Here is a 23,964-nt window from a genome sequence, read left to right on the forward strand (position 1 = left end):
GCGCCCACGGTGCGGAAATCAACAGCGAAACGACAGCGAACGACAGTGACGGACGGCACGCAGGACGGCGCCCGTGAACGGTCGCACAGGGTCCGAGGGGTGTTTACGCGGGGTCGACCTCGCGCAGCAGACCCGTCTTCACGTCGAAGACGAACCCGCGCACGTCGTCGGCGTGCACCAGGAACGGTGAGGTGCGCACCCGCTGCATCGACTGCCGTACGTCCTGGTCGACGTCCCGGAAGGCCTCAACCGCCCAGGCCGGACGCTGGCCGACCTCCATTTCCAGCTCGGTGCGGAAGTCCTCGGTGATCGCCTCCAGACCGCAGCCGGTGTGGTGGATGAGAACGATGCTGCGCGTGCCCAGCTTGCGCTGGCTGATGGTGAGCGAGCGGATCACGTCGTCCGTGACTACGCCGCCGGCGTTGCGGATCGTGTGGCAGTCGCCGAGCTCGAGACCGAGCGCCGCGTGCAGGTCGAGACGGGCGTCCATGCAGGCCACGACCGCCACGCGCAGAACGGGACGGGCGTCCATGCCGGGATCGGTGAAGGCGGCCGCGTACCGCTCGTTCGCCTCGACGAGGCGGTCGGTGACGGGGCTGGTGGCGCCGTCGATTATGGCGCCTTCGGGCCGTGCGGGAACCGATGCGGAAGTCGTCATACCTATGACGGTACTGGTCACGGCCCTCCCGGTCCTGCTGTGAGAACGGAAAAAGAGCGTCATCACGTGCTCTTTGTGAGGTAAGCCACAGGTGGGAGGGCGGCTGATCCGGCCGGGCCGCGCCGCGCAGGCCGGTTGATTGACCGCGAGACAGCGTGGACTAAAGTGACGCGGAGCGGGAGGCGACGATCTCCCTGCTGGACTGAACCCCGTGAGACCCCGGCCCGGCCGCCGAGATCTCCCCGCGGCGCCGGCAGGCCTTCCCTTCCTGAGGGGGCGGGGGACCCGGCGGTGCGTACATCCGCCGGATCTGAGAGGGCCCCTTGAGTCACAGTCGACACGTCCCGGTGATGCTCCAGCGGTGCCTGGACCTGTTGGCCCCCGCCCTCCAGCAGCCGGGATCGGTGGTGGTCGACTGCACGCTCGGCCTCGGCGGCCACAGCGAGGCCCTGCTGACCCGGTTCCCCGAGGCCCGGCTCGTCGCTCTCGACCGCGACAAGGAGGCGCTGCGCCTGTCCGGTGAGCGCCTCGCCCCGTTCGGCGAGCGCGCCACCCTCGTGCATGCGGTCTACGACGAACTGCCCGAGGTACTGGACCGGCTCGGCATCGCGCGCGTGCAGGGCGTCCTGTTCGACCTCGGCGTCTCCTCCATGCAACTCGACGAGGCCGACCGCGGCTTCGCCTACGCCCAGGACGCCCCGCTCGACATGCGGATGGACCAGACGACCGGCGTCAGTGCCGCCGAGGTCCTCAACACCTATCCGCCCGGCGAACTCGTGCGGATCCTGCGGGCGTACGGCGAGGAGAAGCAGGCCAAGCGGATCGTCTCCGCGGTCGTGCGCGAGCGCGCCAAGGATCCGTTCACCAACAGCGCGCGGCTCGTGGAGCTGATCCGGGGTGCGCTTCCCCAGGCCGCCAAGCGCACCGGGGGCAACCCGGCGAAGCGCACCTTCCAGGCGCTGCGCATCGAGGTCAACGGCGAACTCTCCGTCCTGGAACGGGCGATCCCGGCCGCGGTGCAGGCGATCGACGTGGGCGGGCGGATCGCCGTCCTTTCGTACCACTCGCTCGAAGACCGGCTGGTCAAGCAGGTGTTCGCGGCCGGCGCCGCCAACACGGCGCCGCCCGGGCTGCCGGTCGTCCCCGAGCGCTATCAGCCCCGGCTCAAGCTGCTCACCCGTGGTGCCGAACTTCCCACGGAGGAAGAGGTCGCCGAGAACCGGCGTGCCGCTCCGGCGCGCCTGCGCGGGGCCGAGCGGATCAGGGAGTCCATCGAATGACGGGCGTGAGCCGAGGGTCCGGAGCTTCCGGCCCGGGGGAGGGCGAGTGAGCAGGAAACCCGAACTGAAGGGGAGGGCCGCCCGGCTCGCGCGGCTTTTCCCGGCCGGCCCCCGGCAGGCGGCCCGCACCCCGTTCGTCCTCCTGGTCGTCCTCCTCCTGGGCGGCGGGCTCATCGGACTGCTCGTGCTGAACTCCGCGCTCAGCGAGGGCTCGTTCAGGATGGACGACCTCCGGAAGGACACCAAGAGCCTCACCGACGAGCAGCAGGCGCTCCAGCGGGACATCGACTCATACTCCGCCCCCGACGCCCTCCAGCGCCGCGCGCGCGAACTCGGCATGGTCCCTGGTGGGGACCCGGCCTTCCTGAACCCCGACGGCACCGTGAAGGGCGTCCCCTCGGCCGCCGCCGAGCAGTCGCAGGACGTCCCCGTCGCCGTCCGGCCGCCCGAGGCCGTCTCGCTCCCCCGGACGCTCGGGGCGCCGCCCTCGGCCGCGGGGCCCACGCCGGGCACCCCCACAGGACCGAGCGAGCCCCCCGCTCCGAGCGCCGCCCCGACCGAAGCCATCCCCGAGACCCCCGGCAGGTGACGGAAGTGTCCGACAGGGAACCGCCGCGCCGGCGCGTACCCGGCCCCGCCCGGCCCTCCCGCCCCGCGTCCGCCCAGCGGCGCCCGGGACCCGGCGCCCGTCCCGCCCGCCGCCCGACCGCACCCGCCGCACGCCCCGGGGCCGCCCGCGCCATCAGGCTGGGCAGCCCCCGCCCCCGGCTGCGGATGGTCGGCCTCGCGCTCGCCCTGGTGCTGATCGCCTTCGTCGTCCGCCTCCTCCAGGTGCAGGCCGTCGACGCGAGTACCTACGCCGCCAAGGCCGAGCAGAACCGGTACGTCGGCCAGGTGCTGGCCGCCGAGCGCGGCGAGATCACCGACCGCACCGGAGTGGCCTTCGCGACCAGCGTCGACGCCTACGACATCACCGCCGACCCCACGATGTTCACGCGCCGGCAGCTGAAGGTCGACGACGGTCCCGAGCAGGCGGCCGCCCTTCTCGCGCCGATCCTCGGCCAGGACCAGTCCGCGCTCGTCAGGAAGCTGCGCCCCGAGGACGCGAACCTGCGCTACGTCAAACTCGCCGGCCGGCAGACCCCGCAGGTCTGGAAGCAGATCAGGGACCTGAGGTCCGCCCTGTCCGCCAAGGCGGAGACGGACCCCTCCACGGTCAACGCCCTCGCGGGCGTCTTCTCCGTCCCCAGCAGCAAGCGCGTGTACCCCAACGGCGAACTCGCCGCCGGGATACTGGGCTGGGTCAACGCCGACGGCAAGGGCGGCGGAGGTGTCGAGCAGCAGCTGAACTCGACTCTGACGGGCAAGGACGGCAAGATCCGCTACGCGCAGTCCGGTGGCCGCCAGGTGCCCACCGCGGGCTCCACGGAGACCCCCGCGGTGCCCGGCGCCGACGTCGAGCTGACGATCGACCGGGACATCCAGTGGGCCGCGCAGAACGCCATCACCGAGCAGGTGAAGGCGTCCCGCGCGGACCGCGGTTACGTCATCGTCCAGGACAACCGCACCGGCGAGATCCTGGCCATGGCCAACTCGCCCGGCTTCGACCCGGGCGACCTCTCGCGGGCCGACTCCGCGGACCTGGGCAACCCGTCCGTCCAGGATGCCTACGAGCCCGGCTCCACCGCCAAGGTCATGTCGATGGCCGCCGTGCTGGAGGAGAACGCCGCCACCCCGCTCACCCATGTCACCGTGCCCAACCGGCTGCACCGCGGCGACCGGCTCTTCCAGGACGACATCGACCACCCCACCTGGTACCTCACGCTCAACGGCGTGCTCGCCAAGTCCAGCAACATCGGCACCATCCTGGCCACCGGCCAGCTCGGCAGGACGCAGGCGCAGGCCAACCAGGTGCTCTACTCCTACCTGCGCAAGTTCGGCATCGGCAGCCTCACCGGACTGGACTTCCCCGGTGAGACGCGGGGCATCCTGGCCCCGCCCGGCAAGTGGTCGACCTCGCAGCAGTACACGATCCCCTTCGGCCAGGGCATGTCGCTCAACGCGCTCCAGGCGGCCTCCGTGTACTCGACGATCGCCAACGGCGGGGTGCGCGTCGAACCGACCCTGGTGCGCGGCACCAAGGGTCCCGACGGACGCTTCACGCCGGCCGAGGCTCCCGCGAAGACCCGGGTCGTCAGCCAGAAGACGGCGAAGGCCCTCGCCCAGATGCTGGAGTCGGTCGTGGACGACCAGGAGGGCACGGGCGCCAAGGCGCGTATCCCGGGCTACCGCGTCGCGGGCAAGACCGGTACCGCCAACCGTGTGGATCCGGCCACCGGCACCTACAAGGGCTACACCTCGTCGTTCGCCGGGTTCGCGCCCGCCGACAACCCGCGGGTCACCGTGTACTGCGCCATCCAGAACGCCACCCAGGGCAGCTACTTCGGGGGCCAGATCTGCGGTCCCGTCTTCAAGCAGGTCATGGAGTTCGCCCTGAAGACCCTCCAGGTCCCGCCGACCGGCGCCAAGGCCGCGAACCTCCCGGTCACCTTCACCCCCTGACCGTCCCGCACCCGCCCGCACCCGACCCCGACCCGTCACTGTTCAGCGCCGAACAAGCCAGGAACCAGCCCGTGACCATGATCACTCCCGACCCCGGGAACCCCGCACCGCCCGCGACGTCCCCCGCGTCCCCGCCCTCGCTTCGCCCGCAGGCGGGTGCGCCCGGTACGCTCACCGCCGTGCCACACGCTGATCAGTCCCAAATCACCCAGAAGGGCGCTTCCGTGACATATCCGGGGCCGCCGCGACCGGTCCGGGTCTCCGCCACACCCCTCGCGGAGCTCGCCGGCCAGCTGGGTGCCGAGCCGCCGGAGAGCGCCGCCGTCGAGGTCACGGGCATCACCCATGACTCACGCGCGGTCCGCCCCGGCGACCTGTACGCCGCGCTTCCGGGCGCCCGCCTGCACGGCGCCGACTTCGTCACGCAGGCCGCGGGACTGGGCGCCGTCGCCGTCCTGACCGACCCCGCCGGCGCGGAACGCGCCGCCGGGACCGGTCTGCCGGTCCTCGTGGCCGACGATCCGCGCGGGCGGATGGGCGAACTGGCCGCCACGATCTACGGGCGCCCCGGCCGCGGCCTGCTCCAGATCGGGATCACGGGGACCTCCGGCAAGACCACCACCGCCTACCTCGTCGAGGGGGGCCTCAAGCCGGTGAGGTCCACCGGGCTGATCGGCACCGTCGAGACGCGCATCGGCGACGAGCGCATCAAGTCCGAGCGCACCACCCCCGAGGCCACCGACCTCCAGGCGCTGTTCGCCGTCATGCGCGAGCGCGGTGTCGAGGCGGTCGCCATGGAGGTCTCCAGCCACGCGCTGGTCCTGGGCCGGGTCGACGGCTGCGTCTTCGACATCGCCGTCTTCAACAACCTCAGCCCGGAGCACATGGAGTTCCACTCCGGCATGGAGGACTACTTCCAGGCCAAGGCGCAGCTGTTCACCCGGAAACGCAGCAAACTCGGCGTGGTCAACTTCGACGACGAGTACGGCCGCCGGCTGATCCAGGAGGCGGAGGTCCCGGTCGTCACCTTCTCCGCCGAGGGCCACCCGGACGCGGACTGGCGCGCGGTCGACGTCGAGGTCGGCCCGATGGACTCCACGTTCACCGTGCTGGGTCCGGACGGGGTCCGGGTCGCCGCCAGGTCGCCGCTGCCCGGCTCCTTCAACGTGGCGAACACCCTCGCCGCGATCGTCTCCCTGGCCGCCGCGGGCCTCGACCCGCGGACCGCCGCCGACGGCGTCGCCGCGGTGCCGGGGGTGCCGGGCCGGCTGGAACGCGTGGACGCCGGACAGTCCTACCTCGCGGTCGTCGACTACGCGCACAAGACGGACGCCGTCGAGTCGGTCCTCAGGGCGCTGCGCAAGGTCACCAAGGGCCGGCTGCACGTCGTCCTCGGCTGCGGCGGGGACCGGGACCGCACCAAGCGGGCCCCGATGGGCGCCGCGGCCGCCCGGCTCGCCGACATCGCCGTACTGACCTCCGACAACCCTCGCTCCGAGGACCCCCTCGCCATCCTCGCGGCCATGCTCGAGGGCGCGGCGTCCGTGCCCGCGCACGAGCGGGGTGAGGTCCTGCTGTTCGAGGACCGGGCCGCGGCGATCGCCGCGGTCGTCGCCCGCGCGCATGCCGGGGACACCGTGCTGGTCGCGGGCAAGGGCCACGAGCAGGGCCAGGACATCGCCGGGGTGGTCCGTCCGTTCGACGACCGCCAGGTGCTTCGCGAAGCTATCCAGCAGACCCAGGGATGAACTTGTGATCGCCCTCTCCCTCGCCGAGATCGCAGCAGTCGTCGGCGGGCAGACGTACGACATACCGGATCCGTCCGCGGAAGTCACCGGACCGGTCGTCCGGGACTCCCGTGACGTGGTGCCCGGCAGCCTCTTCGTCGCCTTCGTCGGCGAACGCGTGGACGGCCACGACTACGCGGCCGCGGTCGTCGAGGCGGGGGCGGCGGCCGTACTGGCCTCGCGCCCCGTCGGCGTTCCCGCGATCGTCGTGGACGACGTCCAGACGGCGCTGGGCGCCCTCGCCCGGCACGTCGTGCACAAGCTCGGCACGACCCTCGTCGCGCTCACCGGCTCGGCCGGCAAGACCAGTACCAAGGACCTCATCGCGCAGGTCCTCATGCGCAAGGCGCCCACCGTCTTCACACCGGGCTCGCTCAACAACGAGATCGGGCTGCCGCTGACCGCCCTGTCCGCGACCGAGGAGACGAGGTTCCTCGTCCTCGAGATGGGCGCCCGCGGCATCGGCCACATCCGTTACCTCGCCGATCTGACGCCCCCGAGGATCGGCCTCGTCCTCAACGTCGGCACCGCCCACATCGGCGAGTTCGGCGGCCGCGAACAGATCGCACAGGCAAAGGGCGAGCTCGTCGAGAGCCTGCCGCCGGCCGCTGGGGGCGGCGTCGCGATCCTCAACGCCGACGACCCGTTGGTACGGGCCATGGCCTCCCGTACGAAGGCGAAGGTGGTCTTTTTCGGAGAGTCCGGCGAAGCGGACGTTCGGGCCGAGAACGTGCGACTCACGGACAGCGGACAGCCCGCCTTCAGCCTTCACACACCCTCCGGGTGCAGCGATGTGACCATGCGCCTGTACGGTGAGCATCACGTGTCGAACGCGCTCGCAGCGGCCGCCGTCGCCCATGAGCTGGGCATGTCCGCGGAAGAGATCGCCACCGCGCTCTCCGAGGCGGGCTCCCTCTCCCGCTGGCGGATGGAGGTCACCGAGCGCCCGGACGGCGTGACGATCGTCAACGACGCCTACAACGCGAACCCCGAGTCCATGCGAGCCGCTCTGCGCGCGCTCGCTGCAATGGGCAAAGCCTCACAGGCAAGGGGGGGCCGGACCTGGGCGGTGCTCGGCAAGATGGCCGAGCTCGGGGACGAGGCGCTCGCCGAGCACGACGCGGTCGGACGGCTCGCCGTCCGGCTCAATGTCGGCAAGCTCGTCGCGGTCGGGGGCAGGGAAGCCGCCTGGCTGCAACTGGGCGCATATAACGAGGGTTCGTGGGGTGAGGAGTCGGTGCACGTGTCCGACGCACAGGCGGCGGTCGACCTGTTGCGCAGCGAGTTGCGCCCGGGGGACGTCGTGCTCGTGAAGGCGTCCCGTTCGGTCGGCCTGGAGAGCGTCGCGCAGGCGCTGCTCGCGACCGGCGCCGAGGGTGAGGGCGTCGCCCGATGATGAATCAGATCCTGTTCGCGGGTGTGATCGGCCTCTTCCTGACGCTGGTCGGCACGCCGCTGCTGATCAAGCTGCTGGCGCGCAAGGGCTACGGCCAGTACATCCGCGACGACGGCCCGCGCGAGCACGCCAGCAAGCGCGGTACGCCGACCATGGGCGGCATCGCCTTCATCTTCGCGACGATCGCCGCGTACTTCCTGTCCAAGGTGATCACCGGCAAGCCGCCGACCTACACCGGTCTGCTGGTGCTGGGCCTGATGTGCGGCATGGGCCTGGTCGGCTTCCTCGACGACTACATCAAGATCGTCAAGCGGCGTTCGCTGGGTCTGCGGGCCAAGGCGAAGATGGCCGGCCAGCTGATCGTCGGTATCTCTTTCGCGGTGCTCTCACTCCAGTTCTCCGACTCGCGCGGCAACACCCCGGCCTCGACGAAGCTGTCGTTCATCACGGACTTCGGCTGGACGATCGGCCCCGTGCTGTTCGTCGTCTGGGCGCTGTTCATGATCCTCGCGATGTCCAACGGCGTGAACCTGACGGACGGTCTGGACGGCCTCGCCACCGGCGCCTCCGTCCTCGTCTTCGGCGCCTACACGTTCATCGGCGTCTGGCAGTTCCAGGAGTCCTGCGCCAACGGCGAGACCCTGACCAACCCCAGCGCCTGTTACGAGGTGCGCGATCCACTGGACCTCGCGGTCATCGCCTCCGCGCTGATGGGCGCCTGCCTGGGCTTCCTGTGGTGGAACACCTCGCCGGCCAAGATCTTCATGGGCGACACCGGCTCGCTGGCGCTCGGCGGTGTGCTCGCGGGTCTCGCGATCTGCTCCCGCACCGAGCTGCTGATCGCCCTCCTGGGCGGCCTGTTCGTGCTGATCACGATGTCCGTGGTCATCCAGGTCGGCTCCTTCAAGCTCACCGGCAAGCGCGTCTTCCGCATGGCGCCGCTCCAGCACCACTTCGAACTCAAGGGCTGGTCCGAAGTCCTTGTGGTGGTCCGCTTCTGGATCATCCAGGGCATCTGCGTGATCGTCGGACTTGGCCTCTTCTACGCGGGATGGGCAGCGGACAAGTGACCGACTGGCAGGGGAAGAACGTCACCGTCGCCGGGCTCGGCGTCTCCGGGATCCCGGCGGCCAGGGTCCTGCACGGGCTCGGCGCGAAGGTCACCGTCGTCAACGACGGCGACGACGCACGCGCGCGTGAGCAGGCCGCCGAGCTGGAGGCGCTGGGCGTCACCGTGCGCCTCGGTGACGGGGCGACCCTGCCCGAGGGCACCGAACTCATCGTCACCGCACCCGGCTGGAAGCCCGACAAGCCGCTGTTCACAGCGGCCCACGAGGCCGGGGTGCCGATCTGGGGCGACGTCGAACTCGCCTGGCGGCTCAGGGAACTGGACGGCAGACGAGCCGCGCCCTGGCTGTGCGTGACCGGCACCAACGGCAAGACGACCACCACACAGATGCTGGCGTCGATCCTGAAGGCGGCCGGCCTGCGTACGGCGGCCGTCGGCAACATCGGCGTCTCCCTGCTGGACGCCGTCCTCGGCGAGGAGCACTACGACGTCCTCGCCGTGGAACTCTCCAGCTACCAGCTGCACTGGGCGCCCTCCCTGCGCGCCCACTCGGCCGCCGTCCTGAACCTCGCCCCCGACCACCTCGACTGGCACGGCTCCATGGAGGCGTACGCGAAGGACAAGGGGCGCGTCTACGAGGGCAATCGGATCGCCTGCGTCTACAACGTGGCCGACAAGGCCACCGAGGACCTGGTGCGCGAGGCCGATGTCGAGGAGGGCTGCCGGGCCGTCGGCTTCACCCTCGGAGCTCCGGCGCCGTCCCAACTCGGCGTCGTGGACGGCATCCTGGTGGACCGCGCCTTCGTCGAGAACCGGCAGACGAACGCGCAGGAGCTGGCCGAGGTCTCCGACGTCGACCCGCCGGCCCCGCACAACATCGCCAACGCCCTTGCGGCGGCGGGTCTCGCGCGCGCCTTCGGCGTCCCCGCCAAGGCCGTACGCGACGGCCTGCGGGCCTTCACCCCGGACGCCCATCGCATCGCCCACGTGGCGGACGTGGACGGCGTGGCGTACGTCGACGACTCCAAGGCGACCAACACGCACGCCGCACAAGCCTCGTTGGCGGCCTACGAGTCGATCGTCTGGATCGCCGGCGGACTGGCCAAGGGCGCCACCTTCGACGAGCTGGTCGCCAAGTCGGCGGAGCGGCTTCGTGGCGTCGTGCTCATCGGCGCCGATCGCGCCCTGATCCGTGAAGCCCTGGCGCGACACGCCCCGGAAGTACCCGTCGTCGACCTCGACCGGACGGACACTGGGGCGATGCTCGCGGCTGTCCAGGAGGCCCGGCGCCTCGCCGTCGAAGGCGACACGGTGCTCCTCGCCCCTGCCTGCGCCTCCATGGACATGTTCGTCAACTACAACCAGCGCGGTGACGTGTTCGCTCAGGCGGTTAGCGAACTCGGAGCCTGACCCGGCCGCCTGCCGGGCGACCTTGGGAGGGACGCGTGGGACCGTCACGGCCGACGTACGGCGCGGCAGCCGAGCACAACGCCGGCACCGCGCCCTGTGGAGCAGCAGATGCCTGGTAGCCGTACCGGGCGTCCGCCCGTCCAGCGGACCGTCCGCAGACCCGCCGACGCCTCACGCCAGCGCCGCGACAACCCCGTACGACGGCTCTACACGCGGGTGCACAAGGCCTGGGACCGGCCGCTGACCGCCTACTACCTGATCTTCGGCGGCAGCCTGCTGATCACCGTGCTGGGCCTCGTGATGGTCTACTCCGCCTCCCAGATCACCGCGCTCCAGATGTCGTTGCCGGGATCGTTCTTCTTCCGCAAACAGTTCCTGGCCGCCTCCATCGGGGCCGCGCTGCTGCTGGTCGCCTCCCGGATGCCGGTCAAACTGCACCGGGGGCTCGCCTATCCGATCCTCGCGGGCGCCGTCTTCACGATGGCGCTGGTGCAGGTGCCGGGCATAGGGATGTCGGTCAACGGCAACCAGAACTGGATCTCGCTGGGCGGCTCCTTCCAGATCCAGCCCAGCGAGTTCGGCAAGCTCGCGCTGGTGCTGTGGAGCGCCGATCTGCTCGCCCGCAAACAGGAGAAGAACCTGCTCGCGCAGTGGAAGCACATGCTGGTGCCGCTGGTGCCGGTCGCGTTCATGCTGCTCGGGCTGATCATGCTCGGCGGCGACATGGGCACGGCGATCATCCTCACGGCGATCCTGTTCGGGTTGCTGTGGCTGGCGGGGGCGCCCACCCGGCTCTTCGTCGGAGTGCTGTCGATCACCGCCACCCTCGGTGTGATCCTCATCAAGACCAGCCCCAACCGCATGGCCCGGCTCCAGTGCATCGGAGCGACCGATCCGGGACCGGGCGACGCCTGCTGGCAGGCCGTGCACGGGATCTACGCTCTGGCGTCCGGCGGGATCTTCGGCTCGGGGCTCGGCGCGAGTGTGGAGAAATGGGGTCAACTTCCCGAAGCGCACACCGACTTCATCTTCGCCGTCACCGGCGAGGAACTGGGTCTGGCGGGGACGCTGTCGGTACTCGCCCTGTTCGCGGCTCTAGGCTATGCGGGTATCCGCGTGGCCGGACGCACGGAGGACCCCTTCGTCAGGTATGCCGCGGGAGGCGTGACCACCTGGATCACCGCTCAGGCGGTGATCAACATCGGTGCGGTGCTCGGCCTGCTGCCGATCGCCGGCGTCCCTCTCCCGCTGTTCTCCTACGGGGGTTCCGCCCTGCTGCCGACCATGTTCGCCATCGGGCTGCTGATCGCCTTCGCACGCGACGAGCCCGCTGCGCGAGCGGCGCTTGCGATGCGACACCCCCGCTTTGGTAGAAAGCGGGGGACCGGGGGCCCTGCGTTCGACCGGGGTCCCCGGAGATGGAACACGATGCGACGGCGTGCCTCGGCGGCGCGCTCGTCCGGAGAGCGGTGAATTTCGGTGCATGTCGTACTCGCTGGTGGGGGGACCGCCGGCCACATCGAGCCCGCGCTTGCCCTCGCGGACGCCCTGCGCAGGCAGGACCCCACTGTGGGGATCACGGCCCTGGGCACGGAGCGCGGCCTGGAGACCACGCTCGTTCCGCAGCGGGGCTACGACCTCGCGCTGATCCCCGCCGTACCGCTGCCGCGCAAGCCCACTCCTGAGCTGATCACCGTCCCGGGCCGGCTGCGCGGCACGATCAAGGCCGCCGAGCAGATCCTCGAGCGCACGAAGGCGGACGCCGTCGTCGGCTTCGGCGGTTACGTGGCCCTGCCCGGCTACCTGGCGGCCAAGCGCCTCGGCGTCCCGATCGTCGTCCACGAGGCGAACGCCCGCCCCGGTCTGGCCAACAAGATCGGCTCGCGGTACGCGGCCCGGGTCGCCGTTTCCACGCCCGACAGCAAGCTCCGGGACGCCCGCTACATCGGCATCCCGCTGCGCCGCTCCATCGCCACCCTGGACCGCGCCGCCGCCCGCCCCGAGGCACGGCACATGTTCGGCCTCGACCCCAACCTGCCGACCCTGCTGGTCTCCGGCGGTTCGCAGGGCGCCCGGCGCCTCAACGAGGTCGTCCAGCAGGTCGCGCCCTGGTTGCAGCAGGCCGGTATTCAGATCCTGCACGCGGTCGGCCCGAAGAACGAACTGCCGCACGTGCAGCAGATGCCGGGAATGCCCCCCTACATCCCGGTACCGTACGTGGAGCGGATGGACCTCGCGTACGCCGCCGCCGACATGATGCTCTGCCGCGCGGGCGCGATGACCGTCGCCGAACTCTCGGCCGTGGGACTCCCGGCCGCCTATGTCCCGCTGCCCATCGGCAACGGCGAACAGCGGCTCAACGCCCAGCCGGTGGTCAAGGCGGGCGGCGGACTGCTGGTGGACGACGCGGAACTGACCCCCGACTGGGTCAGGGAGACCGTTCTGCCCGTCCTCGCCGACCCGCACCGGCTGTACGAGATGTCCCGCGCGGCCAGCGAGTTCGGCCGCCGCGACGCCGACGACCTGCTCGTCGGCTTGGTGTACGAGGCGATCGCCGCCTCCCGTGCGCGCCGTTAGGCACGAGGGACGAAAGGACAGGGGAGCGTGGCCGGATCCGCCACCGCCGAGCGCGGTGCACGCCAGCAGGAGTCGTCCGGCCCGCCCCTTCTCCGGCGGTTGGGGCCGCGCCGGCTTCGTATGATCATCATTCTCGCGCTGGCCGTCGTGCTCCTCGGCGCGGGCGCGGGCTGGGTGCTGTACGGCTCGCAGTGGCTGCGGGTGCAGCGGGTCTCCGTGACCGGCACGGACGTGCTGACCGTGCGGCAGGTGCGCGAGGCGGCCGCCGTGCCGGTCGGATCGCCCCTGGTCTCCGTCGACACGGACGCGATCGAGGCCCGGTTGCGCGCCGAACTGCCCCGGATCGACTCGGTCGACGTGGTCCGTTCCTGGCCCCATGGGATCGGCCTGAAGGTGACGGAACGGACGCCGGTCCTGCTGGTGCGGAAAGGGTCGGCCTTCGTGGAAGTGGACGACGAAGGCGTCCGTTTCGCTACGGTTTCCGAGGCTCCGAAGGGGGTACCGCTGCTCGATATGGCCGTGTCCTCGTCGCGTTCGGCCGCGGCGAGCCTGCGCCGCTTCGGCGAGGCACGGCTGGTGCGCGAGGCCGTGGAGGCCGCGGGCTCCCTCCCGGCCGCCGTCACCCGGGCCACCCGGGTCGTCAAGGTCCGTTCCTACGACGACATCTCGCTGGAGCTGACCGGCGGACGCACGGTGGCTTGGGGAAGTGCCGAGAACGGCGCCGCGAAGGGCCGTACACTCACCGCTCTCATGAAAGCCGCCCCGGCTGCCCGACACTTCGATGTCAGTGCTCCCACCGCCCCGGCGTCAGCGGGGAGTTGACGCGCATCCGCGCAGGCCAGCACCCTGGTTGGGCAGCGACATGGCTGATCACATAGGGTGAAAAGAAAAACGGGAGGTTCGGCGTGTTCGTTGAACGGGCGCCACTTGTCGACTTAGTGTCCTGTTCAGAAGACTCCAAGGAACGGACACACTGGTAACCCTAAACTTCAGGGTTAGGGTTCGGGTCGGCGAAACGGACCGCCCCATTCGGCATCAGTCGTCGGATCGCATCACCTGTGAGGCGACGACACGTAACTCGAGGCGAGAGGCCTTCGACGTGGCAGCACCGCAGAACTACCTCGCAGTCATCAAAGTCATCGGTGTCGGCGGCGGTGGTGTCAATGCCATCAACCGGATGATCGAGGTCGGTCTCAAGGGCGTCGAGTTCATCGCCATCAACACCGACGCGCAGGCGCTGTTGATGAGCGACGCCGACGTCAAGCTCGACGTCGGCCGTGAACTCACGCGCGGACTCGGCGCCGGCGCCAACCCGGCCGTGGGCCGCAAGGCCGCCGAGGACCACCGCGAGGAGATCGAGGAGGTCCTCAAGGGGGCCGACATGGTCTTCGTGACGGCCGGAGAGGGCGGCGGCACCGGCACCGGCGGCGCGCCCGTCGTGGCCAACATCGCGCGCAACCTCGGCGCCCTCACCATCGGCGTGGTCACCCGCCCCTTCACCTTCGAGGGCCGGCGCCGCGCCAACCAGGCGGAGGACGGCATCGCCGAACTCCGCGAAGAGGTCGACACCCTCATCGTCATCCCCAACGACCGGCTGCTGTCCATCTCGGACCGCCAGGTCTCGGTCCTCGACGCCTTCAAGTCGGCCGACCAGGTCCTGCTCTCCGGTGTCCAGGGCATCACCGACCTCATCACCACCCCCGGTCTGATCAACCTGGACTTCGCCGACGTCAAGTCGGTCATGTCCGAGGCCGGTTCGGCCCTCATGGGCATCGGTTCGGCCCGGGGCGACGACCGCGCGGTGGCCGCCGCCGAGATGGCGATCTCCTCGCCGCTCCTCGAGGCCTCCATCGACGGTGCCCGGGGCGTCCTGCTCTCCATCTCCGGCGGCTCCGACCTCGGCCTGTTCGAGATCAACGAGGCCGCCCAGCTGGTCAGCGAGGCCGCGCACCCCGAGGCCAACATCATCTTCGGCGCGGTCATCGACGACGCCCTGGGCGACGAAGTCCGGGTCACCGTCATCGCGGCGGGCTTCGACGGGGGGCAGCCCCCGGCCCGCCGGGAGACCGTCATGGGGTCGTCTTCGTCCACGGCCCGCCGCGACGAGCCCACCCCGGTACGGCAGTCCGAGAGCCGTCCGTCCTTCGGCTCGCTCGGCAGCGTGACCCCGAAGGAGGAGCCGGCGCCGGCCCCCGAGCCGGTGGCGGACCTCCCGTCCTCCCCGCCGGTGCCGCCGTCGCGGTCCTACTCGGACAGCGCCGCCGAGGAGCTGGACGTGCCGGACTTCCTGAAGTGATAGGACAGCGCGAGAGCGTGAGCGGCGCGCACTTCGCCTTCACCGACCGGTGGGGCGGGGTGAGCGCCGCTCCGTATGAGGAGCTCAACCTCGGCGGAGCGGTCGGCGACGACCCCGAGGCCGTGCGCACCAACCGGGAGCTGGCCGCCAAGTCGCTGGGAGCCGATCCCGGCCGGGTGGTCTGGATGAACCAGGTGCACGGCAATGATGTCGCCGAGGTCGAAGGACCGTGGACCACCCCGCTGACCCCGCCGGTCGACGCCCTGGTGACCGCTGCCCGTGGACTCGCCCTCGCCGTGCTGACGGCGGACTGCGTGCCGGTGCTGCTCGCCGACCCCGTCGCCGGGGTGGTCGCGGCCGCGCACGCCGGGCGGCCCGGCATGGTCAAGGGCATCGTGCCTGCCGCGGTCGACGCGATGCGGTCGCTCGGCGCGGACCCCTCCCGGATCGTCGCCCGCACCGGCCCCGCCGTGTGCGGGCGGTGCTACGAGGTGCCGGAGGCGATGCGCGCCGAGGTGGCCGCAGTCGAGCCGGCCGCGCACGCCGAGACGAGCTGGGGGACTCCCGCGGTCGACGTGACCGCCGGAGTGCACGCCCAGCTCGACCGGCTCGGAGTGCACGACCGGGAGCGGTCGCCCGTGTGCACACGGGAGTCGAAGGATCACTTCTCGTATCGCCGCGATCGCTCCACGGGGCGACTCGCGGGATATGTCTGGTTGGACTGATGGGGCATGACGGACCGTAAGGACGAACTCGCCGCAAACCTGGCGAAAGTGGAGGAGCGCATCGCGGCCGCCTGCGCCGCAGCCGGCCGCGCGCGGGACGAGGTGACCCTGATCGTGGTCACCAAGACCTACCCGGCGAGCGATGTGCGGATCCTGTCCGACCTCGGCGTGCGCCATGTCGCCGAGAACAAGGACCAGGACGCGGCGCCGAAGGCCGCCGAGTGTGCCGCGCTGCCCCTGCGCTGGCACTTCGTGGGCCAGTTGCAGACCAACAAGGTGCGCTCCGTGGTCGGTTACGCGGATGTGGTGCAGTCCGTCGACCGGGCCAGGCTGGTGACGGCCCTGTCGAAGGAGGCCGTGCGGGCCGGGCGCGAGGTGGGCTGCCTCCTCCAGGTCGCCCTGGACGCAGGGGCGAGCGAGCGGGGTGAGCGGGGCGGTGTCGCCCCGGGCGGTGTCGGGGAGTTGGCCACTCTGGTCGCCGGCTCACCGGGGCTGCGGCTTGACGGACTGATGACCGTCGCACCCCTGACCGGTGAGTACGCCGGGCGCCAACGGGAGGCCTTCGGGCGGTTGATGGATTTGTCGACTGACCTGCGCCGAAGCCATCCTGCTGCGAACATGGTGTCGGCAGGGATGAGTGCGGACCTCGAGGAGGCCGTGGCGGCCGGAGCGACACATGTACGCGTCGGCACCGCGGTACTCGGAGTCCGCCCCAGGCTCGGGTAACGTCGCCAGGAAGTCGGACCACAGCAGAAAATATGGTCATTACCGCCGAAAGGCGGACACAAGGGCCACGTGGATCGCGGGACTTGGCAGTCGAAAGTCGATCCACCACAGAGCGGAGGACTCAGAGAATGGCCGGCGCGATGCGCAAGATGGCGGTCTACCTCGGCCTCGTGGAGGACGATGGGTACGACGGCCGGGGATTCGACCCCGACGACGACTTCGAACCCGAGCTCGACCCGGAACCCGAGCGGGATCACCGGCGGCACGAGCCGTCCCACCAGTCGCACGGAGCACATCAGTCCCAAAGGGACGAAGAGGTGCGAATCGTGCAGCCTCCCGCCCAGCGCGAGCCGGTGGCGCGATCCGCTTCGCCAGGCGCGGAATCCGGGCGTCCGGCGCGCATCGCGCCCGTGGCATCCATCACACAAGAACGTCAGTCCCTGGAGAAGAACGCACCGGTGATCATGCCCAAGGTCGTGTCGGAACGAGAGCCGTACCGGATCACCACGCTTCACCCCCGGACCTACAACGAGGCCCGTACCATCGGGGAACACTTCCGTGAGGGCACCCCGGTGATCATGAATCTGACGGAGATGGACGACACGGACGCGAAGCGACTTGTCGACTTTGCGGCCGGTTTGGTGTTTGGTCTTCACGGCAGCATCGAGCGGGTGACGCAGAAGGTGTTCCTGTTGTCGCCTGCTAACGTCGATGTCACGGCGGAGGACAAGGCCCGCATCGCAGAGGGCGGGTTCTTCAACCAGAGCTGAGACGCAAGACCGGAAAAGCAGTACAGAGCAGTACAGAGCGGCACGGAACAGGGGAGAGGGAAGCACCGAACATGAGCGTGGTCCTGGATGTCGTCTACATCGCGCTGATGGTCTTCCTCATCGTGCTCATCTTCCGGTTGGTCATGGACTACGTGTTCCAGTTCGCCCGCTCATGGCAGCCCGGCAAGGCGATGGTGGTCGTTCTGGAGGCCACCTACACTGTCACCGATCCACCGCTCAAGCTTCTGCGGCGGGTCATCCCGCCGTTGCGTCTCGGGGGCGTGGCGCTCGACCTGTCCTTCTTCGTACTGATGATCATCGTCTACATCCTGATCTCGATCGTGAGCCGGCTGTGAGCGATGTGAACTACCGTCTTGCCGATGCCGACGACTACGTTGAGGTGAAGAGATGCCGTTGACCCCCGAGGACGTGCGGAACAAGCAGTTCACGACCGTCCGCCTCCGAGAAGGCTATGACGAGGACGAGGTCGATGCCTTCCTCGATGAGGTCGAAGCCGAACTGACCCGCCTGCTTCGTGAGAACGAAGACCTGCGCGCCAAGCTGGCCGCCGCCACGCGCGCTGCTGCCCAGAACCAGCAGAACATGCGCAAACCGCCGGAACAGGACCAGCAGCAGGGTGGCATGCCCCAGCAGGGCGGCATGCAGCAGGGCGGTATGCAGCAGCAGGGCATGCCCCAGCAGGGGATGCCTCCGCAGGGTATGCCGCAGCAGGGCATGCGAGGCCCGGGTGGCCCGGTGCCCGCCGGCATATCGGGCCCGCCGCAGCAGCAGATGGGTGGCCCCATGGGTGGCCCGCCCCAGCTGCCGAGCGGTGCGCCGCAGCTGCCTGCCGGTCCCGGTGGCGGCCAGGGTGGTCCGCAGGGTCAGGGTCCGATGGGCCAGGGTCCTATGGGCCAGGGTCCGATGGGCCAGGGCCCCATGGGCCAGGGACCGATGGGTCAAGGCCCCATGGGCCAGGGACCGATGGGCCAGGGCCCCATGGGCCAGAACCCCATGCAGCAGCAGATGGGCGGTCCGATGGGCGGCCCCATGGGCGGTCCGATGGGCGGCCCCGGTCAGGGCCCCGGTGGCGACAGCGCCGCCCGTGTCCTCTCGCTGGCCCAGCAGACCGCCGACCAGGCGATCGCCGAGGCCCGTTCCGAGGCCAACAAGATCGTCGGTGAGGCCCGCAGCCGCGCCGAGGGTCTCGAGCGCGACGCCCGTGCCAAGGCCGACGCCCTGGAGCGGGACGCGCAGGAGAAGCACCGCGTCGCGATGGGCTCCCTGGAGTCCGCCCGCGCCACGCTGGAGCGCAAGGTCGAGGACCTGCGTGGCTTCGAGCGCGAGTACCGGACGCGGCTGAAGTCGTACCTCGAGTCCCAGCTGCGCCAGCTGGAGACCCAGGCCGACGACTCCCTCGCCCCGCCGCGCACGCCGGCCACCGCCTCCCTGCCGCCGTCCCCGGCGCCTTCGATGGCTCCGGCCGGTGCCGGTGCCCCGTCCTACGGCAACCCCGGCATGGGGGCTCCCGGTCAGGCCGCTCCGTCCTACGGCGGTCAGCAGCAGATGTCCCCGGCGATGACCCAGCCGATGGCGCCGGTGCGGCCGCAGGGCCCGTCGCCGATGGGCCAGGCCCCCTCGCCGATGCGTGGCTTCCTCATCGACGAGGATGACAACTGACGGCCAGTAGTACGCCTTAGGCGTCGGCAGCGTTCAAAGGGCGGGACCCCGGATCACGATCCGGGGTCCCGCCCTTTTTACGCGTGTTGACAGCGATCAGGGCGACGGACGCCTCCTACGCGCGTCTTCGAGGCCCTTTCCTCGGCGTGAGCCCGCTGTGGACCCGCCCGCCGGACCCGTGGGGACCGGCCGGACATGAGGGAGGGCCCGGCACCCCCTTCGGGGAACCGGGCCCTCGTCACTGTGCCTCGCGTCACGCCTTGCGCAGGCGGAAGGTCAGCGTCAGACCGTCGTCCGTGAACGGGGCGCCGAACGTGTCGTCCGCCTCACCCCGGGCGAAGTCCGTGGCGAGGACCTCGTCGGCGATGAGGCCGGCGTGGCCTGACAGGGCGTCCACGGTGGCCGGGTCGGTCGCGGTCCAGCGGAGCGCGATGCGGTCGGCGACGTCGAGGCCGCTGTTCTTGCGGGCCTCCTGGATCAGCCGGATCGCGTCCCGGGCCAGGCCCGCACGGCGCAGCTCCTCGGTGATCTCCAGGTCGAGGGCGACCGTCGCGCCGGAGTCGGAGGCGACCGACCAGCCCTCGCGCGGGGTCTCCGTGATGATGACCTCGTCGGGCGCCAGGGTGACCGTCTCGCCGTCGATCTCCACCGACGCCGTACCCTCGCGCAGGGCGAGGGAGAGCGCGGCCGCGTCGGCGTTCGCGACGGCCTTCGCCACGTCCTGGACGCGCTTGCCGAACCGCTTGCCCAGGGCGCGGAAGTTGGCCTTGGCGGTCGTGTCGACCAGGCTGCCGCCGACCTCCGAGAGGGACGCCAGCGACTCGACGTTGAGCTCCTCCGTGATCTGCGCGTGCAGCTCGCGGTCGAGGGTGTCGAAGCCGCCTGCGGCGATCAGGGCGCGCTTGAGGGGCTGGCGCGTCTTGACGCCCGACTCCGCGCGCGTGGCGCGCCCCAGCTCCACCAGGCGGCGGACCAAGGCCATCTGCTTCGACAGCTCGGGGTCGATGGCGGAGAGGTCGGCCTCGGGCCAGGAGGACAGGTGCACGGACTCCGGGGCGCCCGGGGTGACGGGCACGATGAGGTCCTGCCAGACCCGCTCGGTGATGAACGGCGTCAGCGGGGCCATCAGCTTCGTGACCGTCTCGACGACCTCGTGCAGGGTGCGCAGCGCGGCCTTGTCGCCCTGCCAGAAGCGGCGGCGGGAACGGCGTACGTACCAGTTGGACAGATCGTCGACGAACGCGGAGAGCAGCTTGCCCGCGCGCTGCGTGTCGTAGGCCTCCAGAGCCTGCGTCACCTGGTCGGTGAGCGCGTGGAGTTCGGAGAGCAGCCAGCGGTCCAGGACCGGGCGGTCCGCGGGGGCCGGGTCGGCCCCGCTCGGCGCCCAGTTCGACGTACGCGCGTACAGCGCCTGGAAGGCGACCGTGTTCCAGTACGTCAGGAGGGTCTTGCGGACGACCTCCTGGATGGTTCCGTGGCCCACCCGGCGGGCCGCCCACGGGGAACCGCCGGCCGCCATGAACCAGCGCACCGCGTCCGCGCCGTGCCGGTCCATCAGCGGGATCGGTTCCAGGGTGTTGCCCAGGTGCTTGGACATCTTGCGGCCGTCCTCGGCGAGGATGTGGCCGAGGCAGACGACGTTCTCGTACGACGACTTGTCGAAGACCAGCGTGCCGACGGCCATCAGCGTGTAGAACCAGCCGCGCGTCTGGTCGATGGCCTCGCTGATGAACTGCGCCGGGTAGCGGGACTCGAAGAGGTCCTTGTTCTTGTACGGGTAGCCCCACTGCGCGAACGGCATCGAACCCGAGTCGTACCAGGCGTCGATGACCTCCGGCACGCGCGTGGCCGTCTGTCCGCAGTCGTCCTGCGGGCACGCGAAGGTGACGGCGTCGATGTACGGGCGGTGCGGGTCCAGCCCGGACTGGTCGGCACCGGTGAGCTCGCTGAGCTCCGCGCGGGACCCGACGACCGTGAGGTGGTCGTCGGTGCAGCGCCAGATCGGGAGCGGGGTGCCCCAGTAGCGGCTGCGGGAGAGCGCCCAGTCGATGTTGTTGTTCAGCCAGTCGCCGAAGCGGCCGTTCTTGACCGTCTCCGGGAACCAGTTGGTCTTCTCGTTCTCCTGGAGGAGGCGGTCCTTGACGGCCGTGGTGCGGATGTACCAGGACGGCTGCGCGTAGTAGAGCAGCGCGGTGTGGCAGCGCCAGCAGTGCGGATAGCTGTGCTCGTACGGGATGTGCTTGTAGAGGAGACCGCGCTGCTGGAGGTCATCGGTGAGCTTTTCGTCCGCCTTCTTGAAGAAGACGCCGCCGACCATCGGGACGGACTCCTCGAAGGTGCCGTCGGGGCGGACCGGGTTCACGACCGGCAGGCCGTACGCGCGGCAGACCTTGAGGTCGTCCTCACCGAAGGCGGGGGACTGGTGGACCAGACCCGTGCCGTCCTCTGTGGTGACGTACTCGGCGTTGACGACGTAGTGCGCCGGCGCCGGGAACTCCACGAGGTCGAACGGACGTTGATAGGTCCAGCGCTCCATCTCGGCGCCGGTGAAGGTCTGGCCGGTGGTCTCCCAGCCTTCGCCGAGCGCCTTGGCGAGCAGCGGCTCGGCGACGACGAGCTTCTCCTCGCCGTCGGTCGCGACGACGTAGGAGACCTCGGGGTGTGCGGCCACGGCCGTGTTGGAGACCAGTGTCCAGGGGGTCGTCGTCCAGACGAGAAGGGCGGCCTCGCCGGCGAGCGGACCGGAGGTGAGCGGGAAACGGACGTACACGGACGGGTCGACGACCGTCTCGTAGCCCTGGGCCAGCTCGTGGTCGGAGAGGCCCGTGCCGCACCGGGGGCACCAGGGGGCGACGCGGTGGTCCTGGACCAGCAGGCCCTTGTTGAAGATCTCCTTCAGCGACCACCAGACCGACTCGATGTACTCGGGGTCCATCGTGACGTAGGCGTCGTCGAGGTCGACCCAGTAGCCCATGCGGGTCGTCAGCTCGGAGAAGGCGTCGGTGTGGCGGAGCACGGACTCGCGGCACCTGTCGTTGAAGGCGGCGACACCGTAAGCCTCGATGTCCTGCTTGCCGGAGAAGCCGAGCTCCTTCTCGACCGCCAGCTCCACCGGGAGGCCATGGCAGTCCCAGCCGGCCTTGCGGGCCACGTGGTAGCCGCGCATCGTGCGGAAGCGGGGGAAGACGTCCTTGAAGACGCGCGCCTCGATGTGGTGGGCGCCCGGCATGCCGTTGGCGGTGGGCGGGCCCTCGTAGAACACCCACTCGGGGCGGCCCTCGGACTGGTCCAGGCTCTTGGCGAAGATCTTCTGCTCGCGCCAGAAGTCGAGCACCGCGTGCTCGAGGGCGGGCAGGTCGACCTGGGCGGGCACCTGACGGTACTGCGGCTGCGTGTTCAACGAGCTTCCTCCGGCGGACATACTGCCTTCCGTCGGAGGGACGAGAGCCGTCTTGCCTGTGTACGCCGTCTGCGGCGCGCTCCCGCGGTACCACCCTCCTTGGCCCTCCGGTGCGCCCTGTGCGCCGGTGAGCCCCCTCATTGGGGTCGCGATGCCGGTTCTACTGGCCCCCGCCTGACGGCTGCGGCTTTCTTCCGGCGGCTCCGGGGTGATCTTCGCGTCGCGCTCGCCCCCGGGCTCCCACCGTCCCCGGGTCGCTCTGGGCTGCGTACGCCGCTACTCGTCCCCATCCATGCTTTTCGCTGCGCCCAGTGTACGGCTCCACGACGACGGCGGCCGACCGGTTATCGGGGGCGCAGGGAGCGCGGCGGGGGCCGGTCGCGGATGACCCGAATGGTGGCTGTATGGGAGGGTTCGCTCGTTCGGATCGCGGGATGCCCGGATCGGCGGATTACCCGGCGGGGAGCTGGGCACAACGGATGCAGGCTTTCCGCGTGGCGTGCGCGAGGCGGGCGAATCGGGCGGTGCGTCCCGTTGCCGCGGGCTCGGAGTCGATTTATCGTCCCAGCACGATTCGCGTGCAAGATCACAATATGTGAAGGGGCCGCGGCCATGGTGGCGAAGAAGACCGCCGTACAGCAGTCGGCGTCCGGCAGGTCCACGAGTGCCTCGGGCGGTGCGGCCAAGGACGTCCGGGCCGTGAGCACGGTGCGGTCCGCTGCCGCCGGGGTCACGAAGAAGGCGGCCGGCGAGGACGCGGCCGAGCAGGCGGCGGCCCGAAGACCTGGGGATGAGGCCGAGGAGACGGCCGGCCGGGTCGGGAAGGACGGACCGGCCGAAACCGCGTCCGCTGCGAAGAAGGGCGCCGCGAAGAAGAGCGCGGCGAAGAAGCCGGCCGCGGAGAAGCCGGCCGCGGAGAAGCCGGCCGCCAGGAAGGCGGCCGGTAAGAAGGCGGCCTCGGCGAGGACGGCGACCGCCAGGAAGGCGACCGGCAGGAAGCCGGGGGGCGAGAAGATCGTCGGCGCCGAAGGCGTGACCGGGACGAGTGCGGGCAGTAAGAGCACGGCCAAGAAGGTGGGCGCGGCCTCGGCCGCGGAGCAGACGGGAGCCACGACTGTGGTTGCGAAGAAGACTCCGGGTACGGCCACAGCGGCGAAGACCGCCGTTCCGAAGGCACGCCTCGCCGCGGCGGAGCCGGGCGAGCTCGCGGTGCGCCCCGGCGAGGATCCGTGGACGCCGGAAGAGGCCGAGGAGGCCCGCGCCGAGCTCGAGTCCGAGCAGACGCGGCTGCGCGCGGAGCTGGCCTCGTCCGAGGCGGCCCTGACGGGACTGATGCGGGACTCCGGGGACGGCGCAGGCGACGACCAGGCGGACACCGGGACGAAGAACATCACCCGTGAGCACGAACTGGCGCTGGCAGCCAACGCGCGCGAGATGCTGATCCAGACCGAGCACGCCCTGGAGCGGCTGGATGCCGGGACGTACGGCCTGTGCGAGAACTGCGGCCAGGCCATCGGCAAGGCCCGGATGCAGGCCTTCCCGAGGGCCACGCTGTGCGTCGAGTGCAAGCAGAAGCAGGAGCGCCGGTACTGATCACCTGGCTGCCGGGGGGTGTGCCGTACCCTCGT

19 protein-coding genes are annotated in these 23,964 nt (G+C 70.6%); 17 read left to right on the forward strand and 2 right to left on the reverse strand.

What is annotated here, in order from left to right:
* Positions 1-103: 103 nt before the first annotated feature.
* The gene (locus tag OHS71_RS30010) at positions 104-721 is read right to left on the reverse strand and encodes a beta-class carbonic anhydrase (protein WP_398150724.1); all 618 of its coding nucleotides are present in this window, start codon (positions 719-721) and stop codon (positions 104-106) included.
* 260 nt (positions 722-981) lie between these two features.
* Between OHS71_RS30010 and rsmH the strand changes: the two genes are divergently transcribed.
* The 16 genes from rsmH to OHS71_RS30090 all read left to right on the forward strand — a co-directional run bounded on the left by rsmH (position 982) and on the right by OHS71_RS30090 (position 18,936).
* On the forward strand, positions 982-1,938 hold the full coding sequence (gene rsmH / locus OHS71_RS30015) for a 16S rRNA (cytosine(1402)-N(4))-methyltransferase RsmH (RefSeq protein ID WP_328482449.1): 957 nt from the start codon (positions 982-984) through the stop codon (positions 1,936-1,938).
* A gap of 46 nt (positions 1,939-1,984) precedes the next feature.
* Positions 1,985-2,527 (forward strand): septum formation initiator family protein, encoded by a 543-nt coding sequence (locus OHS71_RS30020; RefSeq protein WP_328482450.1) that lies wholly within the window; start codon positions 1,985-1,987, stop codon positions 2,525-2,527.
* A gap of 5 nt (positions 2,528-2,532) precedes the next feature.
* Positions 2,533-4,500, forward strand: coding sequence for a peptidoglycan D,D-transpeptidase FtsI family protein (locus tag OHS71_RS30025; RefSeq protein ID WP_328482451.1), 1,968 nt, complete (start codon positions 2,533-2,535; stop codon positions 4,498-4,500).
* Positions 4,501-4,571: 71 nt separating this feature from the next.
* Positions 4,572-6,248 carry a UDP-N-acetylmuramoyl-L-alanyl-D-glutamate--2,6-diaminopimelate ligase gene (locus tag OHS71_RS30030; protein ID WP_443047094.1) on the forward strand — a complete coding sequence of 559 codons (1,677 nt, stop codon included), beginning with the start codon at positions 4,572-4,574 and terminating at the stop codon, positions 6,246-6,248.
* Positions 6,249-6,252: 4 nt separating this feature from the next.
* On the forward strand, positions 6,253-7,683 hold the full coding sequence (locus tag OHS71_RS30035; protein ID WP_328482453.1) for a UDP-N-acetylmuramoyl-tripeptide--D-alanyl-D-alanine ligase: 1,431 nt from the start codon (positions 6,253-6,255) through the stop codon (positions 7,681-7,683).
* Complete coding sequence (gene mraY / locus OHS71_RS30040) at positions 7,680-8,753, forward strand: phospho-N-acetylmuramoyl-pentapeptide-transferase (RefSeq protein ID WP_328482454.1); 1,074 nt, start codon at positions 7,680-7,682, stop codon at positions 8,751-8,753. Before OHS71_RS30035 ends, mraY begins: the two co-directional genes overlap by 4 nt.
* On the forward strand, positions 8,735-10,162 hold the full coding sequence (gene murD / locus OHS71_RS30045; protein WP_328482455.1) for a UDP-N-acetylmuramoyl-L-alanine--D-glutamate ligase: 1,428 nt from the start codon (positions 8,735-8,737) through the stop codon (positions 10,160-10,162). The genes mraY and murD overlap by 19 nt, the downstream gene beginning before the upstream one ends.
* A gap of 108 nt (positions 10,163-10,270) precedes the next feature.
* Positions 10,271-11,635: a putative lipid II flippase FtsW gene (gene ftsW / locus OHS71_RS30050; RefSeq protein WP_328482456.1), complete on the forward strand. Its 1,365-nt coding sequence runs from the start codon at positions 10,271-10,273 to the stop codon at positions 11,633-11,635.
* Positions 11,636-11,641: 6 nt separating this feature from the next.
* Positions 11,642-12,739 (forward strand): undecaprenyldiphospho-muramoylpentapeptide beta-N-acetylglucosaminyltransferase, encoded by a 1,098-nt coding sequence (gene murG, locus OHS71_RS30055; protein ID WP_328482457.1) that lies wholly within the window; start codon positions 11,642-11,644, stop codon positions 12,737-12,739.
* 27 nt (positions 12,740-12,766) lie between these two features.
* Positions 12,767-13,561 (forward strand): cell division protein FtsQ/DivIB, encoded by a 795-nt coding sequence (locus OHS71_RS30060; protein ID WP_328482458.1) that lies wholly within the window; start codon positions 12,767-12,769, stop codon positions 13,559-13,561.
* 277 nt (positions 13,562-13,838) lie between these two features.
* The gene (ftsZ, locus tag OHS71_RS30065) at positions 13,839-15,035 is read left to right on the forward strand and encodes a cell division protein FtsZ (protein ID WP_328482459.1); all 1,197 of its coding nucleotides are present in this window, start codon (positions 13,839-13,841) and stop codon (positions 15,033-15,035) included.
* Positions 15,032-15,760, forward strand: a complete 729-nt coding sequence (gene pgeF, locus OHS71_RS30070; protein WP_328482460.1) for a peptidoglycan editing factor PgeF — start codon at positions 15,032-15,034, stop codon at positions 15,758-15,760. The genes ftsZ and pgeF overlap by 4 nt, the downstream gene beginning before the upstream one ends.
* 6 nt (positions 15,761-15,766) lie before the next feature.
* On the forward strand, positions 15,767-16,486 hold the full coding sequence (locus tag OHS71_RS30075) for a YggS family pyridoxal phosphate-dependent enzyme (protein WP_328482461.1): 720 nt from the start codon (positions 15,767-15,769) through the stop codon (positions 16,484-16,486).
* Between the two features lie 128 nt (positions 16,487-16,614).
* Positions 16,615-17,256, forward strand: a complete 642-nt coding sequence (gene sepF, locus OHS71_RS30080) for a cell division protein SepF (RefSeq protein ID WP_310434648.1) — start codon at positions 16,615-16,617, stop codon at positions 17,254-17,256.
* Positions 17,257-17,327: 71 nt separating this feature from the next.
* Positions 17,328-17,612 carry a YggT family protein gene (locus OHS71_RS30085; RefSeq protein ID WP_020129925.1) on the forward strand — a complete coding sequence of 95 codons (285 nt, stop codon included), beginning with the start codon at positions 17,328-17,330 and terminating at the stop codon, positions 17,610-17,612.
* A gap of 52 nt (positions 17,613-17,664) precedes the next feature.
* Positions 17,665-18,936 (forward strand): DivIVA domain-containing protein, encoded by a 1,272-nt coding sequence (locus OHS71_RS30090; protein ID WP_328482462.1) that lies wholly within the window; start codon positions 17,665-17,667, stop codon positions 18,934-18,936.
* 253 nt (positions 18,937-19,189) lie between these two features.
* Here OHS71_RS30090 and ileS read toward each other — a convergent pair whose 3' ends face one another.
* Positions 19,190-22,336 carry an isoleucine--tRNA ligase gene (gene ileS, locus OHS71_RS30095; RefSeq protein WP_328482463.1) on the reverse strand — a complete coding sequence of 1,049 codons (3,147 nt, stop codon included), beginning with the start codon at positions 22,334-22,336 and terminating at the stop codon, positions 19,190-19,192.
* 612 nt (positions 22,337-22,948) lie between these two features.
* On the opposite strand from ileS, the gene OHS71_RS30100 reads away from it, so the two are divergent.
* On the forward strand, positions 22,949-23,929 hold the full coding sequence (locus OHS71_RS30100) for a TraR/DksA family transcriptional regulator (protein WP_328482464.1): 981 nt from the start codon (positions 22,949-22,951) through the stop codon (positions 23,927-23,929).
* Positions 23,930-23,964: the final 35 nt, after the last annotated feature.

The organism is Streptomyces sp. NBC_00377, assembly GCF_036075115.1.
Taxonomy (GTDB): domain Bacteria; phylum Actinomycetota; class Actinomycetes; order Streptomycetales; family Streptomycetaceae; genus Streptomyces.